This window comes from Cohnella sp. OV330 (genome assembly GCF_900112065.1).
Classification (GTDB): domain Bacteria; phylum Bacillota; class Bacilli; order Paenibacillales; family Paenibacillaceae; genus Cohnella.
This window is the reverse complement of record NZ_FOKE01000003.1, coordinates 406,042-424,298: the sequence shown is the minus strand read 5'-3', so window position 1 is coordinate 424,298 and position 18,257 is coordinate 406,042. Positions and strand designations below refer to the sequence as shown.

The 18,257-nt window shown below is 59.6% G+C and carries 18 protein-coding genes; 5 read left to right on the top strand and 13 right to left on the bottom strand.

The features are described 5' to 3' along the window. The first annotated feature begins 171 nt into the window (after nucleotides 1-171). The 3 genes from BM235_RS08895 to BM235_RS08885 are packed head-to-tail and all read left to right on the top strand — an operon-like array spanning nucleotide 172 to nucleotide 2,375. Nucleotides 172-771 carry a chromate transporter gene (locus BM235_RS08895; protein WP_090111791.1) on the top strand — a complete coding sequence of 200 codons (600 nt, stop codon included), beginning with the start codon at nucleotides 172-174 and terminating at the stop codon, nucleotides 769-771. A gap of 23 nt (nucleotides 772-794) precedes the next feature. Further along, on the top strand, nucleotides 795-1,337 hold the full coding sequence (locus tag BM235_RS08890) for a chromate transporter (RefSeq protein WP_090111789.1): 543 nt from the start codon (nucleotides 795-797) through the stop codon (nucleotides 1,335-1,337). 24 nt (nucleotides 1,338-1,361) lie between these two features. Further along, nucleotides 1,362-2,375 (top strand): formylglycine-generating enzyme family protein, encoded by a 1,014-nt coding sequence (locus BM235_RS08885; protein ID WP_369803496.1) that lies wholly within the window; start codon nucleotides 1,362-1,364, stop codon nucleotides 2,373-2,375. Between the two features lie 106 nt (nucleotides 2,376-2,481). Here BM235_RS08885 and BM235_RS08880 read toward each other — a convergent pair whose 3' ends face one another. The 5 genes from BM235_RS08880 to BM235_RS08860 all read right to left on the bottom strand — a co-directional run bounded on the left by BM235_RS08880 (nucleotide 2,482) and on the right by BM235_RS08860 (nucleotide 8,700). Continuing rightward, a complete protein-coding gene (locus BM235_RS08880; RefSeq protein ID WP_110468850.1) occupies nucleotides 2,482-2,832 on the bottom strand; it encodes a hypothetical protein in 351 nt (116 codons plus the stop codon). Nucleotides 2,833-2,868: 36 nt separating this feature from the next. Beyond that, nucleotides 2,869-4,896 (bottom strand): right-handed parallel beta-helix repeat-containing protein, encoded by a 2,028-nt coding sequence (locus BM235_RS08875; protein WP_090111783.1) that lies wholly within the window; start codon nucleotides 4,894-4,896, stop codon nucleotides 2,869-2,871. Between the two features lie 193 nt (nucleotides 4,897-5,089). Continuing rightward, the gene (locus BM235_RS08870) at nucleotides 5,090-6,733 is read right to left on the bottom strand and encodes an extracellular solute-binding protein (RefSeq protein ID WP_090111781.1); all 1,644 of its coding nucleotides are present in this window, start codon (nucleotides 6,731-6,733) and stop codon (nucleotides 5,090-5,092) included. 100 nt (nucleotides 6,734-6,833) lie between these two features. Next, nucleotides 6,834-7,733 carry a carbohydrate ABC transporter permease gene (locus BM235_RS08865; protein WP_090111779.1) on the bottom strand — a complete coding sequence of 300 codons (900 nt, stop codon included), beginning with the start codon at nucleotides 7,731-7,733 and terminating at the stop codon, nucleotides 6,834-6,836. A 25-nt stretch (nucleotides 7,734-7,758) separates the two neighbouring features. Beyond that, the gene (locus tag BM235_RS08860; RefSeq protein WP_255374241.1) at nucleotides 7,759-8,700 is read right to left on the bottom strand and encodes an ABC transporter permease; all 942 of its coding nucleotides are present in this window, start codon (nucleotides 8,698-8,700) and stop codon (nucleotides 7,759-7,761) included. A 251-nt stretch (nucleotides 8,701-8,951) separates the two neighbouring features. On the opposite strand from BM235_RS08860, the gene BM235_RS08855 reads away from it, so the two are divergent. Together BM235_RS08855 and BM235_RS08850 are read left to right on the top strand one after the other, a co-directional pair. Further along, entirely contained in the window at nucleotides 8,952-10,382 is a 1,431-nt protein-coding gene (locus tag BM235_RS08855) for a response regulator transcription factor (RefSeq protein WP_090111777.1), read from the top strand. Beyond that, nucleotides 10,379-12,193 (top strand): sensor histidine kinase, encoded by a 1,815-nt coding sequence (locus BM235_RS08850; protein ID WP_090111775.1) that lies wholly within the window; start codon nucleotides 10,379-10,381, stop codon nucleotides 12,191-12,193. Before BM235_RS08855 ends, BM235_RS08850 begins: the two co-directional genes overlap by 4 nt. A 63-nt stretch (nucleotides 12,194-12,256) precedes the next feature. Here the strand turns inward: BM235_RS08850 and BM235_RS08845 are convergent, their stop codons facing one another. From BM235_RS08845 to BM235_RS08810, 8 genes are all read right to left on the bottom strand, one after another. Next, complete coding sequence (locus tag BM235_RS08845; RefSeq protein ID WP_090111774.1) at nucleotides 12,257-12,949, bottom strand: LrgB family protein; 693 nt, start codon at nucleotides 12,947-12,949, stop codon at nucleotides 12,257-12,259. Then, the gene (locus BM235_RS08840; RefSeq protein ID WP_090111772.1) at nucleotides 12,946-13,326 is read right to left on the bottom strand and encodes a CidA/LrgA family protein; all 381 of its coding nucleotides are present in this window, start codon (nucleotides 13,324-13,326) and stop codon (nucleotides 12,946-12,948) included. The genes BM235_RS08845 and BM235_RS08840 overlap by 4 nt, the downstream gene beginning before the upstream one ends. 33 nt (nucleotides 13,327-13,359) lie before the next feature. Next, nucleotides 13,360-13,734, bottom strand: a complete 375-nt coding sequence (locus BM235_RS08835) for a hypothetical protein (RefSeq protein WP_090111770.1) — start codon at nucleotides 13,732-13,734, stop codon at nucleotides 13,360-13,362. Nucleotides 13,735-13,789: 55 nt separating this feature from the next. Further along, a complete protein-coding gene (locus tag BM235_RS08830) occupies nucleotides 13,790-14,437 on the bottom strand; it encodes an NAD(P)H-binding protein (protein ID WP_090111768.1) in 648 nt (215 codons plus the stop codon). Nucleotides 14,438-14,473: 36 nt separating this feature from the next. Continuing rightward, the gene (locus tag BM235_RS08825; RefSeq protein WP_199408925.1) at nucleotides 14,474-14,938 is read right to left on the bottom strand and encodes a hypothetical protein; all 465 of its coding nucleotides are present in this window, start codon (nucleotides 14,936-14,938) and stop codon (nucleotides 14,474-14,476) included. A gap of 161 nt (nucleotides 14,939-15,099) precedes the next feature. Then, nucleotides 15,100-16,482 carry a sulfatase family protein gene (locus tag BM235_RS08820; protein ID WP_090111766.1) on the bottom strand — a complete coding sequence of 461 codons (1,383 nt, stop codon included), beginning with the start codon at nucleotides 16,480-16,482 and terminating at the stop codon, nucleotides 15,100-15,102. Between the two features lie 25 nt (nucleotides 16,483-16,507). Then, nucleotides 16,508-17,332 (bottom strand): carbohydrate ABC transporter permease, encoded by an 825-nt coding sequence (locus tag BM235_RS08815; protein WP_090111764.1) that lies wholly within the window; start codon nucleotides 17,330-17,332, stop codon nucleotides 16,508-16,510. Next, nucleotides 17,329-18,252, bottom strand: a complete 924-nt coding sequence (locus BM235_RS08810) for a carbohydrate ABC transporter permease (protein WP_090111762.1) — start codon at nucleotides 18,250-18,252, stop codon at nucleotides 17,329-17,331. The genes BM235_RS08815 and BM235_RS08810 overlap by 4 nt, the downstream gene beginning before the upstream one ends. Nucleotides 18,253-18,257: the final 5 nt, after the last annotated feature.

The following is an 18,257-nucleotide window of genomic DNA, read 5'->3' as shown; positions in this document are numbered from 1 at the left end:
ATCGAAACGCCCTGTGGTGATCTACACCCCGTCCTCCACTCGGATTAATCCCAAAATGAATTTAAGTGTCGCTATACATCTTCTATAAAAAGTTATTATGGCCCACACCATAAATACTTAATACCATTTTGGAATAAAGATGATATACTGATGGAGACGGGAGGCTTTGCCATGACCGATAAAAGAAAGCTCCATCTCTCGCTCTTCCTCGTATTTCTGAAAATGAGCCCGTTTACGTTCGGCGGCGGATACGCGCTGATCCCGGCGATCGAACGCGAGGTCGTCGAGAAGAAACAGTGGCTTCGCGAAGAGGAAATCGCCGATTTGTTCGCGGTATCGGGAACGGTGCCCGGCGCGGTCGCGGCTAATTCGGCCGCCTTTATCGGCTACCGGATCGGCGGCGTGTCCGGCGCGATCGCGGCGCTGCTCGGCATCTGTCTGCCGACCTTCCTCCTCATGATCGTCTTGTCGATCTTCTACGTTCAATTCAAGGACAATCCGAAAATCGAAGCGGCTTTTACCGCCATACGCGCCACGGTCGCCGCGCTCATCGCCTTCGCGGCGATCAAGGTCGCCCGATCTTCGATCGTGGACTTCGCCTCCGGCGCGCTGGCCGCGGCTGCCGCGCTCCTGCTTTTCACCGGCATCCATCCGCTATGGGTCGTCGCGCTGGGCGCAACCGCCGGCATCCTCTGGGTACAATTCCGCGGGATGAAGGGCAAAAGCCCGAAAATCAAGGAAAAAGAGCCGGTCTTCGATTACATGATATAATCTGAGCAAATGAGGTTTTAGACATGCTGATCCATCTGTTCGCCATGTTCCTCCTCGTCGGGCTCGTCTCCTTCGGCGGCGGCTACGCGATGATCCCGCTCATTCAGGAAGAGATTCTGAAACGCTACCATTGGATGGAGGCCGGACAGCTAGCGGACATCGTGGCCGTCGCGGGCATGTCGCCCGGTCCGATCGCCACCAACATCGCGGTCGCGGTCGGCTATCAGCAGGCCGGCTGGCTCGGAGCCGCCTTGGCGGCGCTTGCGGTCGTACTGCCTTCGTTCGCCCTGATTCTTGCGGCAGGCAAGCTGTTTTTTCGCTATCGCGATCATCCTCGGGTGGCGGCGGCATTTTACGGCTTGCGGGCCGTCGTGGTCGGATTGATCGTATACGCAGCCGTATCGTTCGCGCGGCATGCCGGCCTGTGGACGGGAACGCCGGACTGGCGGACCTGGTGCCAGATCGCCATTTTCGCAGGCTCCTTGTTCTCGCTGATCTATTTGCACAAGCATCCGTTCGTCGTTATCCTTCTGTCCGGCCTGGTCGGCATCGCGCTTTACGGCTAGCCGGCTTTTTTGGAGCATTCTTCAATCCCTAGCGAATGGAGCGAATCAACTTTGGAAGAGCAAGTCAGCCCTTGCTGCGCCGCACGCAGATCGTCCGTACAAGCGGATGTGACCGGAGCCGTCGCACCGCAACTTGAAGCGATCGCTCCTCCGAGCCTCGGAACATCCCCCGGACCCGAGCTTGAGGCGCAAATGATCCGGATCCCAGGCGGCGAGTTCGTCATGGGCACGGACGCGGCCGACGGATTTCCCGCGGACGGCGAAGGCCCGCCCCGCTCCGTTCTGGTAGACGACTTCTACCTATCGGCCTATGCGGTCACCAACGCCCAATTCAAAGCGTTCGTGGAAGCTACCGGGTACGTCACCGAGGCGGAGCGCTTTGGCTGGTCCTACGTCTTTCATCTGTTCGTCTCCGAAGCCGTCAATCAAAGCGTGAGCAACGTGCCGCAATCGACGCCCTGGTGGTACGTCGTGAACGGCGCCAGCTGGGACAAGCCCGAAGGGCCGGACTCCGGTATCGGGGACCGGATGGACCATCCGGTCGTCCACGTCACCTGGAACGACGCCGCCGCTTACTGCGGTTGGGCCGGCGGGCGGCTGCCGACCGAGGCGGAGTGGGAATATGCCGCCAGAGGCGGCCTCGCCCGCAAGACTTATCCTTGGGGGGATTTGCTGAAGGAGGGCGGCGAGCATCGCTGCAACATCTGGCAGGGCAAGTTTCCGGTGAAAAACAGCGAGAGCGACGGCTACGCGGGCACCGCGCCCGTCGACGCGTACGCCCCTAACGGCTACGGCCTCTACAATATGGCAGGCAACGTGTGGGAATGGTGCGCGGACTGGTTCACGCCCGCCTACCACGCGGTTACCGCCGCGTCGAATCCAAGATTCGACCAACCGACGGGCAAACGGTCGATGCGCGGCGGTTCTTATTTGTGCCACCGGTCTTACTGCAACCGGTACCGCGTCGCCGCGCGCAGCTCGAACACGCCGGACAGCTCCGGCGGCAACTGCGGATTTCGCATCGCGCGGTCGCGCTGAGGAGGAGCTGCCAGTGCGGCAGCCGAATCGGTAGACCGCGAGGAGGAGCGTCGTAAACGCCGCGAAGGCGCCCAACTTCTCGGTAGCTGTAGCAGCAAAATTTGAGCTAGCACAGTTGGCGAGCGTGGTTGTGGGGGTTGTAGCAGCAAAATTTGAGCTTGCACAGTTGGCTAGCGTGGTTGTGGGGGTTGTAGCAGTGTTTGAGCTTGCACGACTGGCGAACGAAGTTGCAGTGGCAAAAACAACTAATCAACTCTTCGTGCAGCCGCACTTTCCCCGCTTGAGCCCCCTCCGCCGCCGACTGCACCGTTCTAACCGCACTTTTCACCTCTCCCAGCCGAATATCGAGCGCGCCCGCCACCTCGGCGACGGCCGACAGCTGTTCCTCGCTTATCCCGGCGCATGTATAGTTAAACTCATCCTGCTTCGCCGCCCATAGCAAGAGGATGCCGCCCAACCTCAGCGGCATCCTCCCGTTTATTGCTGTCCCGCCTTACAGCGGGATGCCGTACACCTGCGTCTCCACATAGTGATTCCAAGCGTTGACGCTGCTGCCGTTCGACCAGATCCGCACGTACCGCGCCGTCACGGGATTAAAGACGATCTCTTTGCCGGCCGACGTCTCGGCATACTCGGCATCCGCGCCCGCGCCCTTGCCTGCGCTGTTGTTCGCGTCGTTGTTGAACACCGTCGTCACGCCCGAGGAGAAGTCGGCCGTCGTCGACAGCTGCACGATGACGTCCTTGTAGATCCGGTTGTCGTAGAAACGCCACAGCTTGACGCGGTTCACGGCATAGCTCGAGCCAAGGTCGAGCTGCAAGTATTGCAGACCCTGATCCAGTCCCGCGTACAAGTTCTTGTCCCCTGCCGCGCCGTCCGTCGCGTAGGCGGCATTATTCACGAAGCTGCCCGAGGTCGGCGTCCTGCCCGCCGCCGCGTTCACGACCGACGGATGCTCGAACGCGCCGCGATCGGGCTTCTGAACATAGAGCGCATTTCCCCAGAAATCCTTGCCGCCGTTGGTTGCGACGACGACGCCGCGGTCGATGGCCGGCGAGGCAGCCTGCAGCTTGTAGCCATCCAGCGAGCCGATCCCCGTCCCGCTCCCCGGGCTGACGAACTGCGGATTGGACGCGATCGCGTTAGCGTCGGGAATAACGGTCGCCGTCGGCACGTTGTTGCCGTAAAACACGTTGCTGTCGTACGTCCAGGTCGTTTTTTTCGTATAGCCGCCCGAGCCCAGATTGTAGAAAATGTTGTTCTTGAACGTCGCGACGCCGTTGCCGCCTTGATTCACCAGCAGGTTGTTCGCGATCCCGGAGCCGACGTAGAAGACGTTGTTGTAAAATTGCATATTGCCGTAGTTGGCCCCGCTGCACACCGTGATCATCTGATACTTGTCGTTCTGGCTGACGTTGTAACGGAAGACGCCGTCCGTCACCGAGCCGCCCGTCTCGTTCTGGCAGATCAGCACCGTGCCGCCCTCGTTGTCGTGGCTGTAGTTGTACTGGAAGACGAGCCCCTTCGTACCGTTGTCGAAATCGAAGGACATGCCGTCCTTGATCGTCTTGCCGCCGGACACCTCGTTGTACTGATAGACCGTATAGTCGCCGTTGTATGTCCACATGCCGGCGTTGTAATCGACCTGCGCCTCGTTGTAGCCGTCGACGCGGTTGTGCTCGACGAGCGCGCCGGTCGACACGTGCGGGACGATGCCGTCGCCGCTTACGTGGAGCACCTCATTGCCCCGGATGACGACCCCGGTCGCCGGCGTCCATGGCCGGTTCGCATTGCGGACGCCGCCCTGCTGGTCGCGATCGTACCATTCGGAGTTGACCATGATCCCGGTGCGGGTGACGCGATCGATCTTGTTGTTTTCGATCAGCACCTGATCGAACTTGGTGACGCGGTTCGGCGAGCCGTCGGATCTGACCCGCACGACCACGTTAATGCCAGCGCTGCCGTTGACCGTCTTGCTGTGCAGGCCGTTAACGTCGTGGATGTACAAATCATGCAGGTGAATGTCGTGCAACACGGCGACATTGACGATATCGCTCGAGGCGCCGGCCTGATAATCCTCCCCGATGACGAGCACGCCGCTGCGGGCCGTCGTCCCTTGCGCGGCGGTCTGATTCGTAATCTCGAGATGGCCGATGCTCCAGTATTGTTGATTGTATAGCCGTACGACCGCGTTCGCTCCCTGGCCGTCGATCCGCGGATCCGCGCCCGTGCCATACCGGTCCACCGCGATGCGGCTGCCGGACGTGCCGGAGCCTTGCGGCTGCAGCGTGCCGGTCCACGTCCCCCCGGCCTTCAGCAATATCTTGTCGCCGGGGCCGAACGTAATCGCGTTTACCTTGGCCAGCGTCTTCCAGGCGGCCGTCTGCGACAGTCCCGTATTGCTATCGCTGCCCCCTGCCGCGTCCACATAATACGTCTTGTTGTCCGCATGCGCCGTTCCGTTCACGAAGAGACAAGCCAATAGAATGACGAAGCCGTACATCCAATATTGCGCTTTCATGAATATTCCTCCTTTGGATTCGGTGCTGTAGAGACGAACAGCTTCCGGAAGACCTGCGATCGCAAGCGGGGCTTCGGAAGCTGTTGATTCGGATGCCGCACCCGGCCGGGTCCGGCGACTGCAAGACGGTATTACTGAACGCCCTCTTTACTGAATGCGCTCTTACTGAACGCCCTCTTTACGGAATGCCCGCCTACTGAATGCCCTCTTGCTTGGCCTTCGCGTTCACTTCCTCGATCATCTTGTCGAGGCCCTTAGCCTTGTAGCTCTTCAGGATGTCGTTCCAGGCCTGCTCGACCGGATCCTTGGACAGCATGACCTTGAGCAGATCGTCCTGGTCGAGGACGGTGAACTTATCCTTGGTCGGCGTGGACATATAGGTGAGACGAATGTCGTAATCGGGCACCTTCGTATTTTTGAGGACCCAATCGATGTAATCGACGGCTTCCTTGCGGATCGACTCGTTTGCGATGAGCGGGTTGTTCATGTCGTAACTGTCGGATGTCTCGTAGGCGACCAGCTGCCGCAGGAAGGCGCGGGCCGGATACTTTTCGTTCAGCGAGGCCGTTTCGATCATGACCTTTTTGCCGCCTTCGACCTTGTAGTCCACGCCTTCTTTGCCGTAGATCAGCAGGTCCTTGCCTTCGGGCGACAGGATATAGTCGTAAAGCGCCATGATGCGGTCCATCTTCTTGTCGTCGACTTTGCTGCTGAAGTAGCTTTCCGACCAGTACGTCTTGAAGATGGCGTGCGCGCGCTCCCCGTCGGGACCGACGAGCGGCTTCAGCACCTTGACGCTCTGCGTGATGTCCGTATCCGGATACGCGGTTTTCCAGCGCTTCTCGTAGATATCGCCGTTGAAGTTGACGAACCCTCCGCCGCTGAGCAGGGCCGCCGCCTTGCCGGACACGAATTTATCGTACGAATCGGAGCCCTTGGCGAGCGCGATGTCCGGATCGATCAGGCCCTTGTCGTACATATCCCGCATATTTTGAAGTGCGGGCAGCGCTTTTTTGGAGAATACCGCCGGCACGAGCTTGCCGTCCTCCTCGATCCACTTGAAATCGCTGCCGCTGCCGTCGCTCGTGGCGACGGGATTGCCGTACAGCCAGAACAGGCCGCCGATCAGCTTGTTCTGCGTCGTCGTGAGGCCGGCGATATGCTTGCCTTCCGGGTCCGCCTTCGTGATCGCTTCGAGCATCGCCTTGAACTCGTCCCAAGTCTCGGGCTCCTTCGTAATGCCCGCCTTCTGGGCCAGATCCCAGCGATAGAGCACGATGCGGTCGAGCGCGCTCCAGTCGACGCTCGGGAACATTCTCCGCGGCACCGTATAATATTTCCCGTCCACGTTCAGCCCCTTGATATCCGGCGCCTCGAAGTATTCGGCGAGGTTCGGGTACTTGGCCAGGTCCGGCAGCGCCTTAACGACGCCCTGATCCACCCACTTGCGCTGATACTGGGTGCCGATCGCGTCGATCGCGAAGATGTCCGGCAGCTGATCCGACGCCGCCCACATCTGGATTTTCTGCGCGTAATCGTCCCAGGTCGTATTGACGGGCTTGAGCTTGATATTGAACTTTTGCAGCACTTCCTGCGCGATCGGGTCCTTGGCGATCTTGGCGACCTCGGCGTCCGCGTCCCAGAACGCGACCGAGATCTCCATCGGATCCTTGTAAGGATTGTCCGCAGCCGCGGAAGCGCCCTGCGACTGCGACGCACCGGAGGCCGCCGGGGATGCGGCTTGATCGTTGCCGTTGTTGTCGTTGCCGCCGCAGCCGGCGAGCAATGCCGTGGACAGCGCCAGGCCGGCAGCGACTGCCGTGATTTTTTTAACCATGTGTATGAATCCTCCCTTTGACGATTATAGGATAAAAATTTTATATCGTTAAAAAATTTCTTATCCCTGCCCTTAAATGGTCCCTATCCTTAAATAGCCCCTATCCTTTGATGGAACCGACCATGATGCCCTTGTCGAAGTGCTTCTGCAGGAACGGATAGACGGCGATGATCGGCAGGCTCGAGACGACGATCGCGGCCATCTGCAGCGCCGGCGCGTACACCTTGGCGGACTGCCGCTGCTCCGCCAGCGTCTGGGCCATCAAGCTCAGCATGGAGTTGGACGTGATCAGCGTCTCCCGCAGGTAGATCTGCAGCGGAGCCTTCGAGGCGTCGCTGATGAAGATAAGCGCGTACCACCACTCGTTCCACCGCTCCACTGCGTAGAAAAGCGCGAATGTCGCCATGAACGGCGCCGAGATCGGCAGGATAATCTTGTAGAGAATGTACAGGTCGTTCGCCCCGTCCAGCTTGGCCGACTCCTCCAGGCTCTCCGGGATGCCGCCGAAGTAATTTTTCATGATGATCAGGTAGAACGTATTGAGTCCGGCCGGGACGATCATGACCAGCAGGTTGTTGACGAGACCCAGGTCCTTTACGATCAGGTAGAAAGGAATGAGCCCGCCGTTGAAGAACATCGTGAACAGGATGAGGCTCAGCATCGCATTGCGCCCCGGCATGCCCCGCTTGGACAAGGCGTAAGCGCCCGCCACGGAGATGGCCATGCTGAACGCGACGCCCGCGACGGTGACGATGACCGAGTTCAGGAACGACGTCCAGAACTTCGCGTCCTCGAGCAGCAGCTTGTAGGCGGTCAGATCGAACGAGAGCGGGACGATGTAGAAGTCGCTCTTGCTGATCGCCTCGAACTTGGCCACCGAGACGATCAGGACGTTGTAGAACGGAAAGAAAGTAATGACGGCAAGGAGCCCCAGGACGATAAACGCCCCGATATCGAACGGACTCCATTTTTTCTTCGCAGCGGCCTTGCCGGCGCTCATGGGCGATCCTCCTATGCTGTCTTCGTTAATAGAGCCCCTGCTCTCCCATCCGCTTGGCGAACGTATTGGCCGCCCACAGCAGCACGAGGCTGATGACGGACTTGACGACGCCGACCGCGGTCATATAGCCGAAGTCTCCGCCGACGGTGAAGGACGTCCGGTAGATGTACGTATCGATCGTGTCCGCTACGGAATAAACCGGCGAGCTGTAGAGGTTGAAAATCTGCTCGAAGCTGGCCCCCTGCGTCAGCATCTGTCCGACGTGAAGGATCAGCAGCACGGAAACGGTGCTCTTGATGCCCGGCCACGCGATGTTCAGCAGCCTTCGGAAACGGCTGGCGCCGTCCACCTCGGCAGCCTCGAAAAGCTCGGGATTGATGCCCGCCAACGCCGCCAGATAAATGATCGAGTCCCAGCCTATTTCCCGCCAGACGTGGGTGATATACAGAATCGGCCTGAACGCCCTCTCGTCCGCGAGCGGCGAACTCGGGTCGGCGCCGAACAGCATGGCGATCTGGTTGTAGATGCCGTCCTTGCTCAGGATGTTCATGATGATGCCCGCAAGCACGACCCACGAGATGAAGTGCGGGAACGTGAGGATCGTCTGGAAGAACCTTCTGGCCTTGTTGCGGGAAAATTCGTACAACACGATCGCTAGGATGATCGGCATGGGGAAGTGAACGATCAGCTTCATGACGCTGATGATGAGGGTGTTGAAGAAGGCCGTGCGGAATTCGGGATCGGTCAGCAGCGTCTTGAAGTTGTCCAGGCCCGTCCACGGACTGCCCAGGATGCCCTTCCCGTAGTTAAAGGTTTTGAACGCAAGCGTCACGCCGTACATCGGTCCGTAGCTGAACAACGCATACCAGACCAGAATCGGCAGCACCATCAGATAGAAGTATTTGTACTGCAATATCGTCTTGCCCAAGCTCCGCCTCGGAGCCCGGGCCGTCGTCGGATCGGCCAACCCTCTCCCCGCCTTCCTTCGTTGTCTTGGCGCCAAGTAAGCGTTTTATATGCTAAATTATAAGGAGCGCCGGAGAGGCCGAGTATAGAGGATTCAATCCCGGGATGTGGACTTTACATACGTGACCGCGCAGGGAACGGCAGGTTCGGAGGATCGGACATATCGAACGTAAAATCGTCCATACCCGCGCCTCGCGGGAGCCGATAGGATGAACCTTAAACGGGAGCAAAAAGCGATTCGGGAGGACTAGCATGCATACAGCGATAATCGCCGACGACGAACCATGGATCGTGGAGGGCATCAAAGCGGCGGTGGACTGGGCGAAGTACGGCTTCGAGGTGATCGGGGACGCCGAGGACGGACAGGCAGCGCTAACGCTGATCGAGGCGCTGCGCCCGACGCTCGTCTTCACCGACATCAAGATGCCTGCAATGAACGGCCTGGAGCTGATTCAGCGGGGTAAAGCCGTTTCCCCGGACACGCTGTTCGTCGTTCTTAGCGGACATGCGGAGTTCGCCTACGCTCAAAAGGCGATCAACTACGGTACCTTCGGCTACTGCCTGAAACCTTTCGAGATCGACGAGATCCACGGGATGCTCGCGCGGATCGCGCAGCATCTCGAATCGAGCGAAAAGAAGGCGCCGCCCGCCCATTCGTACGCGCTCTACGAGGCCGTCTGCGCAGGCGATCTGGATCAGATCGGCCGGCTCCTGGATAAGAACGGCATGCCGGTATCGACCGGAACGCCGCTCGTCCCGATCGTCGTGCAGGGACGGCATACGCCGCCCTCCGTGCCGGGCGTTCCCTGCCTGTCGTTTCCTATGAGCAGCAGGCGGCATGGCTATTTAATGGAGGAGCGGCGGAAAGCGGCGTTTCTCCAAGGGATTGGCGGCGCGGGACGTCCGATCGAATTCGGCATAGGCGTAGGCCCGGCCCTCACGGAAGTCGCGGAGCTGGACGCAGCCCTCGAAGCTGCCTCGCTCGCGGCTTACGGTATGTTCGCCACGGGGCGGCCGGGCATCTATCCGGCGTCCGCGCCCGCCGCCGAACGCCCGATCGAGGAGCGGCTCAGGGAGATCGCCCGGACGCTCGAGCGCAAGGACCGGCTGGGCTTCATCGCGGCTATGGAGTCGGCCAAGGCGGGATTCCGCGACGGCGCCTTCACGATCAAGGAAGCGTACGTGCTCTACACGTCGGTGCTCTATCTGTTCCCGCGGGAGGGCTCGAAACCCAGCGGACGCTTTTTCGAAGGGTACGAGCAGCTCTATTACCGATACGGCACCGCGGAGTCGATGGCGGACGACCTGACGACGATGACGCTCGACTCCTTATCAGAAAGCGCCGAAGCGCCGGAAGATCGGATTTCCCACAAGAAGGTGAAAGAGATCGTCCTCTACATCCGCAACCGCTTCAACCAGGAGCTCTCGATTCAGAGCCTGGCAGAGCAGTTCTATTTAAGCCCGAATTATCTATGCCAGCTGTTCAAGCGGGAGGTCGGCGAGACGATCGTGGAGCATATCTCGCGACAGCGCATCGAATACGCCTGCAAGCTGCTTGAGGAGACCGATCTATCCATCTACCAGGTTGGGGAAAAGTGCGGATTCCAAGACTACTTCTACTTCACCCGAATCTTCAAGCGGTACAGTAAAATGACGCCGACGCAATACCGAGAACGCTCATGAAGTCCTTCGGCAGGCTGTCCATCCGCACGCAGGTGCTCCTGATCGGCGCCCTCATCGTCGCCATCATTCCGTTCGTCATCGTGCGCGTCTATCAGCAGTCCAGCGCGACGATCATCAATCAGAACACGGAGTACAACACGGAGCTCGTCTCGATTCTCAAGCAGCGCGTATCGGCCAACTATGCCAACGTATCGGGGCTCATGATGAATCTCGGCTACGACGGGACCCTTCAGAAGTTCCTCCTCGAGACCGACAAGCTGAAGCTGTACGATCTGTCGCAGAAGGTAGAGAGCTTGATGAGCATCGTGCGAAATACGAACCAGGATATCCTCGACATCGTCGCAATCGGGCGGTCAGGCTCATATACGTCTTTAGCCGGCAGAACCCAGCACATCCGGGAGCTGATGGCGACGGCGGGCAGGGACGGCACCGTCCACTATCGCGGGTATAGTCCGCCCGACAAGGTGCTCGACAAGGGCAAGCTGCTGTTCGGCATGAACATCTTCGCTTCGGGCGATACCCAGTTTTATGGCGAGAAGATCGGCTACATCCTGGTTATCCTCGATATTCAGTCGATTCATTCGGCGTTCGAGGGCTATCCTCGGCTGGCCGGCACGAACTTCTTCATGATGGACGACAAAGGCGTCATCTACGCGAACGGCGCCGAGCAGGAGCGCATGATGGGCAGTATGGGGATCGGCGACGAGGACAAAAAGGGACAAGCGGCAGAAGCCGGTAAAGCGGCCGTCCGGAAAATCGGCGGCAAAAAATTCGCCGTCCAGACGTTCGCGCTGCCGGAGATCTCGGGCAAGATCGTGACGGCCGTCCCGATCCACAATCTGATGAAGGAGCTCGAGCGGCTGCGCAAGACCAGCTATTGGCTGCTCGCCGTCACGCTATTGGTCGTGTCGGTCCCTTACGCGATGCTCATGGTGAACATATTGAGGCCGCTGTCCCGGCTCATGCGGTTCATGAAGCGGCTGAAGGGCGGCAATCTGGAGGTGCTCCACGACAAGGTGGACCTGAAGGGGTATGCGGAGATCGAGGTCATCTCGAGCGAATTCAATACGATGATGGGGCGCATCAACGACCTGACGGGGCAGTTGGTGGACGCGACGTCAAAGCTGTACCGGGTCGATCTGGAGAAGCAGCGGGCCGAATACGCCTACCTGCAGAGCCAGATCAATCCGCACTTCCTGAGCAACACGCTGGATTCGATCAAGGGCATCGCCATCGTCAAAGGAAACCGGGACATTTTCGAGATGACGACGGCGCTCAGCTCGATGCTGCGGTACAGCATCAAGGGCAAGGACGAGGTGAGTCTCGCGGACGAGCTGAAAATCGCGGAAGCCTGCGTCAAAATTCACCAGGGCCGGTTCCCCGGCAGGCTGACGTTCAAGCTGATCTGTCCGGAGGAGCTGCAGGACATCCCGGTGCCGAGGATGATCGTCCAGCCGATCGTCGAGAACGCTCTCGGACATGGGCTGGAGCCCCGCGGCCGTGGCGGCGTGCTGTTCATCTGCGCCGCGGAGGATGCGGACGGACGGCTCGAGATCGCCGTCGAGGACAACGGCGTGGGCATCGAGCCGGATCGCTTGGCGCGGATGACGGCGTCGCTCGCGAGCAGGAACGCGGAGGCAGACGGCCATATCGGCGTCCGCAACGTGCACAATCGGCTGTGGCTGAAGTATGGCGAGCCCTGCGGCGTTCGGCTGGAGAGCGAGCCGGGACGCGGGACGAAGGTCGTGCTGACGCTGGCGGGGCGCCGGGCTGAGGAGGACGATGCGCGGTCCGGGGATGAAGCCGTCTGAGCGGTTGGCGAACTGCCAGCCGCAGCGCTGTCGCAAGGCAAGCTCCATCCGTCTTCGGTCGCGCTAATGAAACCAGCCGTACAACGGAATAAACAGCAGCGACGTCACGATGCCCGCCAGCGCCATGGACACGCCGCTGATGCTGCCCTGCAGCTCGGAATCGCGGATCACGCGTCCGGTGCCGATGCCGTGCGATGAGGTACCGATGGCGACGGCGATCGGCATATCGCCGGAGATGCCCAGCCGGCGCAGCAGCGCCGGGCCGACCATGCTGCCGAGCAGTCCGGTCAGGACCGTGAGCACGGCTGTAAGCTCCGGGATACCGCCGGCCTGGCGAGCGATCTCGACCGAGATCGCGCTGGAGACGGACTTCGGCATCATGGTCGCCATCAGCTCCTGCGTCCCGCCCATCAGCCAGACGAGCAGGCCTGCGCCGGCGATGCCGCTCACCGATCCCAGCGTAACCCCGGACAGGATCGCCGTGAAGTAACGACGCAAGAAGCGACGCTGCTTGTAGAGCGGAACGCCCAGCGCGACGGTCGCCGGTCCCAGGAAAAAAGTGATCAGATCGCCGCCTGCCCGGTAGTTCTCATAAGGAATATCGAATAGCAGCAACAGCGCGATGATCGCGCCCGAGCAGACGAACAACGGATGGATCGATTTCCAACGTCCCTGCACCTTCAGGGCAATGACATAGGCGCCGACGGTCACCGTCACGCCGAACAGCGGGTGCTCGTATATCTCTTGCAAGTTCATAAGTTAGCGCTCGCCTTTCCCTGCTCGAATTCGGGCTCCAGCGACGTCTTGCGGCCAACCTTGGCGGCGACGCTCCCGGCAACGAGCATGACGATCAAGGTGCTTCCCACGAGGCTGACGGCGATCGCGAGCCCGTTCTCCCGCAATAACGGCAGGAAGGCGATCGTGCCCACGATATAGGGTACGAAGAACAGCATCATGTGCCGCGTCAGAAGCTCGGCGGAGCGCTCGACCCACTCCAGCTTGACGAGACGCAGGAACAACGCGGCCGTGAACAGAATAAGGCCGATGACATTGCCTGGAATCGGCATATGCAAAGCGCGCTGGACAACCAATCCCAGCAAATTAAACCCGAGCAAAATGGCGAATCCAGTCATGCCTACGCTTCCTCCAATCTATACGCAGGCTCATTATAACACTCGCACCAACCCTTTAAAGGTGTAGGCCAGCACCGGCTTGCCTTTTAGCAGAATCCCGTCATCCTCGCACGCTTCGCGAAAGCACAGCCAATCATCCTCGTTAAAATGCTGCACCGAGGGCCCGTTTCCTACATGAACGCACAGCAAATACGACTGTCCGGCGACTGAACGGCAATCAAGCACGTAATGCGCCGAGGTCTCCCGGCCTTCCCGGACGTAAGCTGTAATGGATGCCTCCTTCGCCGGCTCATCGCCGGCCGAGGCGATACCCGCCGCTTCCGGGGACACGAGCGACGCATTCAGAATCGCCGCTATCCCTTCCCCGGCGAAGCTTTCCGCCTCTGCGAACGAATTGATCTTTCTCATATGAACCTTCATCTCCATTTAATCGGGTTTGCCCATCTAGATGCCATTCATCCGCTCAGTCCCGAGCGGCTTCCCAGATCGCCCGACCTTCCAGCGCAACGATGCCGCTCTCTTGTCGTTTGGCCGAATTGGCCATCGCACGGGCCAGCACCTCCGTCGGCAGCGGCTTCTGGCTGCGCAGCAGGCCGAGCTTATTCAGATACCGGATCGCCTTCATGCCGGCTACCTCCATTGCCCGATCGCTATTCTTCCGAATCAATACGGGCGGATTGAAGATCGTCAGCTTTTCAAACGACAGCGCCTTAACGGCTTTCTCCAACTTGCCCTTCATCCTTGAATAGAAGAAACGAGCATTGGGCGACGCATAACCGGCAGATACCAGTACGTAGTTATCGATTCCATTGTCGCTCGCGATTTTGGCAAATTGATACTGGTATTCGTAATCGATTTTCCACTGCGCTTCTTTGCTCCCTGCCGCTTTGATCGTCGTACCCAGGCACGAAAACAAGACTTCGCCCTTCACCAGGTGCTTCCACCGCTCCGGCGCGTCGAAGTCGATCACGTGCACGTTCAGCTTTTCATGCCGGAGATCCGGCGCGCGCCTGACGAAGATATGTACCTGCGTGAAGGAATCGTCCTTGAGCAAGATATCCAGCAAGTCTACGCCCGTGGCGCCCGTGGCTCCGATAATCAATGCATGCATGTTCGGACTCCTTGTTCGGTTAAGGTTTAGGCTGATTCAATGCCCTCTTATATCAAGGTCGCTTAGCGAGAAATCGCTGCTTCCCCAAGTATAGACGATATAATGGTTGCTTAGCGTATCGTCCGGACGAATCTTTTTAAAGCGTAAGTCGCCGATTTCGATGAATCGAATTACACTGCCCCTTTGCGGTTCGACGATGCAGCTGAACTCATCCTCGCGATACCGCGAGTAATAGTCGTTCAGCGCTTCCAACGACAGGTCCGACTTAATGAGCATCGCGCCGAAAAATTGCATGCCGTTTCCGTTACCCACTAATTTTCTGGCTGCCGATACGGCATCTATTCTTTGCGTTTGCTCCGGCAACGGCAATCGGACCAACTCTTTTTTGATCGAGGAGGCCGTATGGTTATTGACGAGCGGGACGGCCATGAACATTAGAACGAACCCAAGAACGAAAGCAACCATAAGAGCCAGCAATAATATGGTGAAGGCTTTAAACAAGGCCACACCTCCCGCCCGATTATTTTCCGCCTATTTCTAAGTTAGACGATTTTCGTATCTACTTGTTGCGTACTGTGAGAAAGAGCCGAGCCATTTGCGCGTGGCGTCAAACTTCAAAAGCCGCCCGGCGACCCGGGCGGCTTTTCGGCGCTTCTATATGTCTATCGTGTCACGTAATCTTTCGCATGATAAGGCCCGCCCTCGCGCATGACCGTCCACAGCGGGTCCGTGTCGTGCGGCATCGAGGCCATCATGCCGTCGTGCCAATCGTTTAGCAGATAGACGGCTTCCTTGCAGATATCGCGGCGCTCTCCGGCCAGATCATGTTGCTCGAACGGATCGTTTTTAAGATCGAACAGCATCTCCCGCGGGAAGCCGTGATGGCCGTCGTGATAGGTGCGGATGTACAGCCAATCGCCGAAGCGGACGCTGCGTTGGCAGACGTGCGCGCACTGCGAGACGACGAGGTATGCGCGCCCCGCGGGCCTCCCCTGCAGCACCGCTTCCGCATAACTCTCCCCGTCCCAGGACGGCGCGGCCGGGATGCCGAGCAGGCCTGCCAGCGTCGGGCCAAGGTCAAGATGATAATGCAGCCCCTCGTCGACGGCTCCCTTAGCGCCGCCTGGCCAGCGGACGATCATCGGGATGCGGCAGGTCGCCTGGTCCGCGGTCCCGTGCTCGGAGTAGATGCCGAGCTCGCCCATGTTTTCCCCGTGGTCCGCGCTGATCAGAATCGCGGTATTCTCCAGCACGCCGAGACTGCCGAGCTTCGCCAGCACCCTGCCGACATGCTCGTCCATGTAGCGGATCGCGGCGTCGTAGTTGTCGAGGATCTCCCGCAGGTCTTCCCGCTTCTCGATCGGCTTCCCGTGCCGCGGATGCCGGTAGTAGTGCGACTTGGCGAGCGCGTTCATATCGTCGATGCTGTGCTGGCCCTTCTTCGCCAGATGACGCTCGAATACGTCCTCGGTCAGCCAGTCGGGCAGCGGATCGCCCGCGAACGGGCTGCCGTAGTCCGCCGGCGCGCGGTACGGCGTATGCGGATCCCAGAAGTTCAGGTGCAGGAACCAGTCGTCCTCCGCCCCGTTGTCCTCCAGCCACTTCAGCGCGACCGGAAGCACCTGTTCGGCCGACTCCTGACCTTTGGCGCCCACGTTGAACACCTCGTTGAAGCCGGCGTTGAACGTCCACGCCGAGTGCCGCTCGGAAAACGTGCTGATGGATGCCGTCTTCATCGCGGACTGGCGCAGGACGGCAGGCAGGCTCTCCATCGCGAGCCGGTCGTTGAAGCCGCGCGTCTCTCCGTCCCGGCGCATGTCCGCCGCGGTGCCGCCGTGCCCGACGATGCCGTTGTGAATGCCGAACCGGCCGGACATCAGGGCCGAGCGCGACGGCAGGCACGGCGCGTCCGAGCAGTAGTAATTCGTGAAGCGCACGCCTTCCCCGGCGACCGCGTCGATATTCGGCGACGTGTCCCTGTGATAGCCGTAGCAGCCCAGATGATCGGGGCGAAGAGAGTCCAGATCGAGAGACAAAATTCTCATTATGCGGTACCTGCCTTTGCTGTATTTATCCTTTGACCGCTCCCGCGACCCCGTCTACGAAGAAGCGCTGGAGCAGCAGGAAGATGACGACGATCGGGAGGATCGCGATCGCGCCGCCCGCCGCGATGCCGGTCCAGTCTACGACGTTCTCGCCTTGGAGCGCGTAGAGACCGACGGCGAGCGGACGCAGATCGGGCTTGCTGAGCGTCAGGATCAGCGGCAGCATGAACGAATTCCACGACCAGATGAACTGCATGATCGTCACGCTCCCGACGACCGGCTTGGCCAGCGGCAGCATGATCTGCGCGAACGTCCGGAAAAACCCGCTGCCGTCCACGACGGCGGCTTCCTCCAGCTCGTTCGGAATTTCGCGGAAGAACGTCGCGAACAACAGAATGAAGATGATATGATTGCCGCCCGCTTCCGCCAGGATCACGCCGAACAGATTGTTCATAAGACCGAGATTTTTAATCAGATCGAAGATCGGAATGATCGCGAACTCCATCGGCACGAACATGCTGGCCACAAGGAGCGCGAACACGATCTTTTTGCCGCGGAACGAATGCCTGCCCATGATGTAGCCGCAGGTCGCCGTCGCGAATAGAACCAGGAGGATCGTGCTCGCGGAGATGACGACGCTGTTCAGGAAGTAGGTGTCGAAGTTCGCCCCTTCCCAGGCGCGCTTGAAGTTATCCAGCTTGAAGCGGTCCGGAATCAGCTTAAGGCCGTTCGAGAAAAACTCTCCATCCGTCTTGAAGGCGGCAGACAGCATCCACAAGAACGGGTAGATCCAGACGAAGCAGAACGCGACCATGATCAGGTGAAATAGCGATTTTCTAAGCTGCCTCATAGCGACGAACGCCCCTTTATCCGCTTGGTGATCACGTTTTGCGCGACGGCCAGCACGCAGATCGTGACGGCGAAGAAGATGCCCGCGGCGGCGGCGTAACCGAGCTGCGGCAGCCCCATCTCGCTGGAGAACGCATAGCGGTAAATGTAAGTCGACACGACGTCGGTGGCGAAGAACGGCCCGCCGTTCGTCATCGTCTTGATCAGGTCGAACGCCTTCAGCGAATTGACGACGTTTAGCAGGAGGATGACCGCCCCGATCGGCAGGAGCAGCGGCACGGTGATGCGGAAAAACAGCTTCGAGCCGCGCGCGCCGTCCATCTCCGCCGCCTCGTAGAGCTCCTTCGGGATGCTCTGCAGCCCGGCCAACCAATACACCATGTTGATGCCGAGGTTTTTCCACACCGATACGATCACGACCGTGAACATCGACCAGCTCGGATCCCCGAGCCAATCGATCGGCGCATCGAGCAACCCGATGCTTTGCAGCGCGCCGTTCACCGCGCCGTCGCTGCCCCAGATGAACACCATGATGATCCCGACGATCGACGTCGTCGTGACGACGGGCAGGAAAATCAAGGTTCGATAGAAGCTCGCGCCGCGAAGGCCGGGACGGTTCAGGATGACGGCGAGGATGAGCGGGACGATCAGGTGCAGCGGCACGACGCCAAGCATGAACTTGAAGCTGTTTTTGAACGCGTTCCAGAAGTAATAATCGTTCGCTACGCTGACGAAGTTGTCCGTGCCCACGAAGGTCGAGTCCGACGTCAGTCCCGACCAATCCAGCATGGCGTAGTAGATGCCGGCCAAAATCGGCCAGGCTTGGAATGCCAGGAATAACAGCAGCGTGGGCGTTAGAAACAACCAACACCAGGCCTGCACCTTCCGGCGCGACTTCTTGGATTCTCCAGTCCGTCCCATGTTGT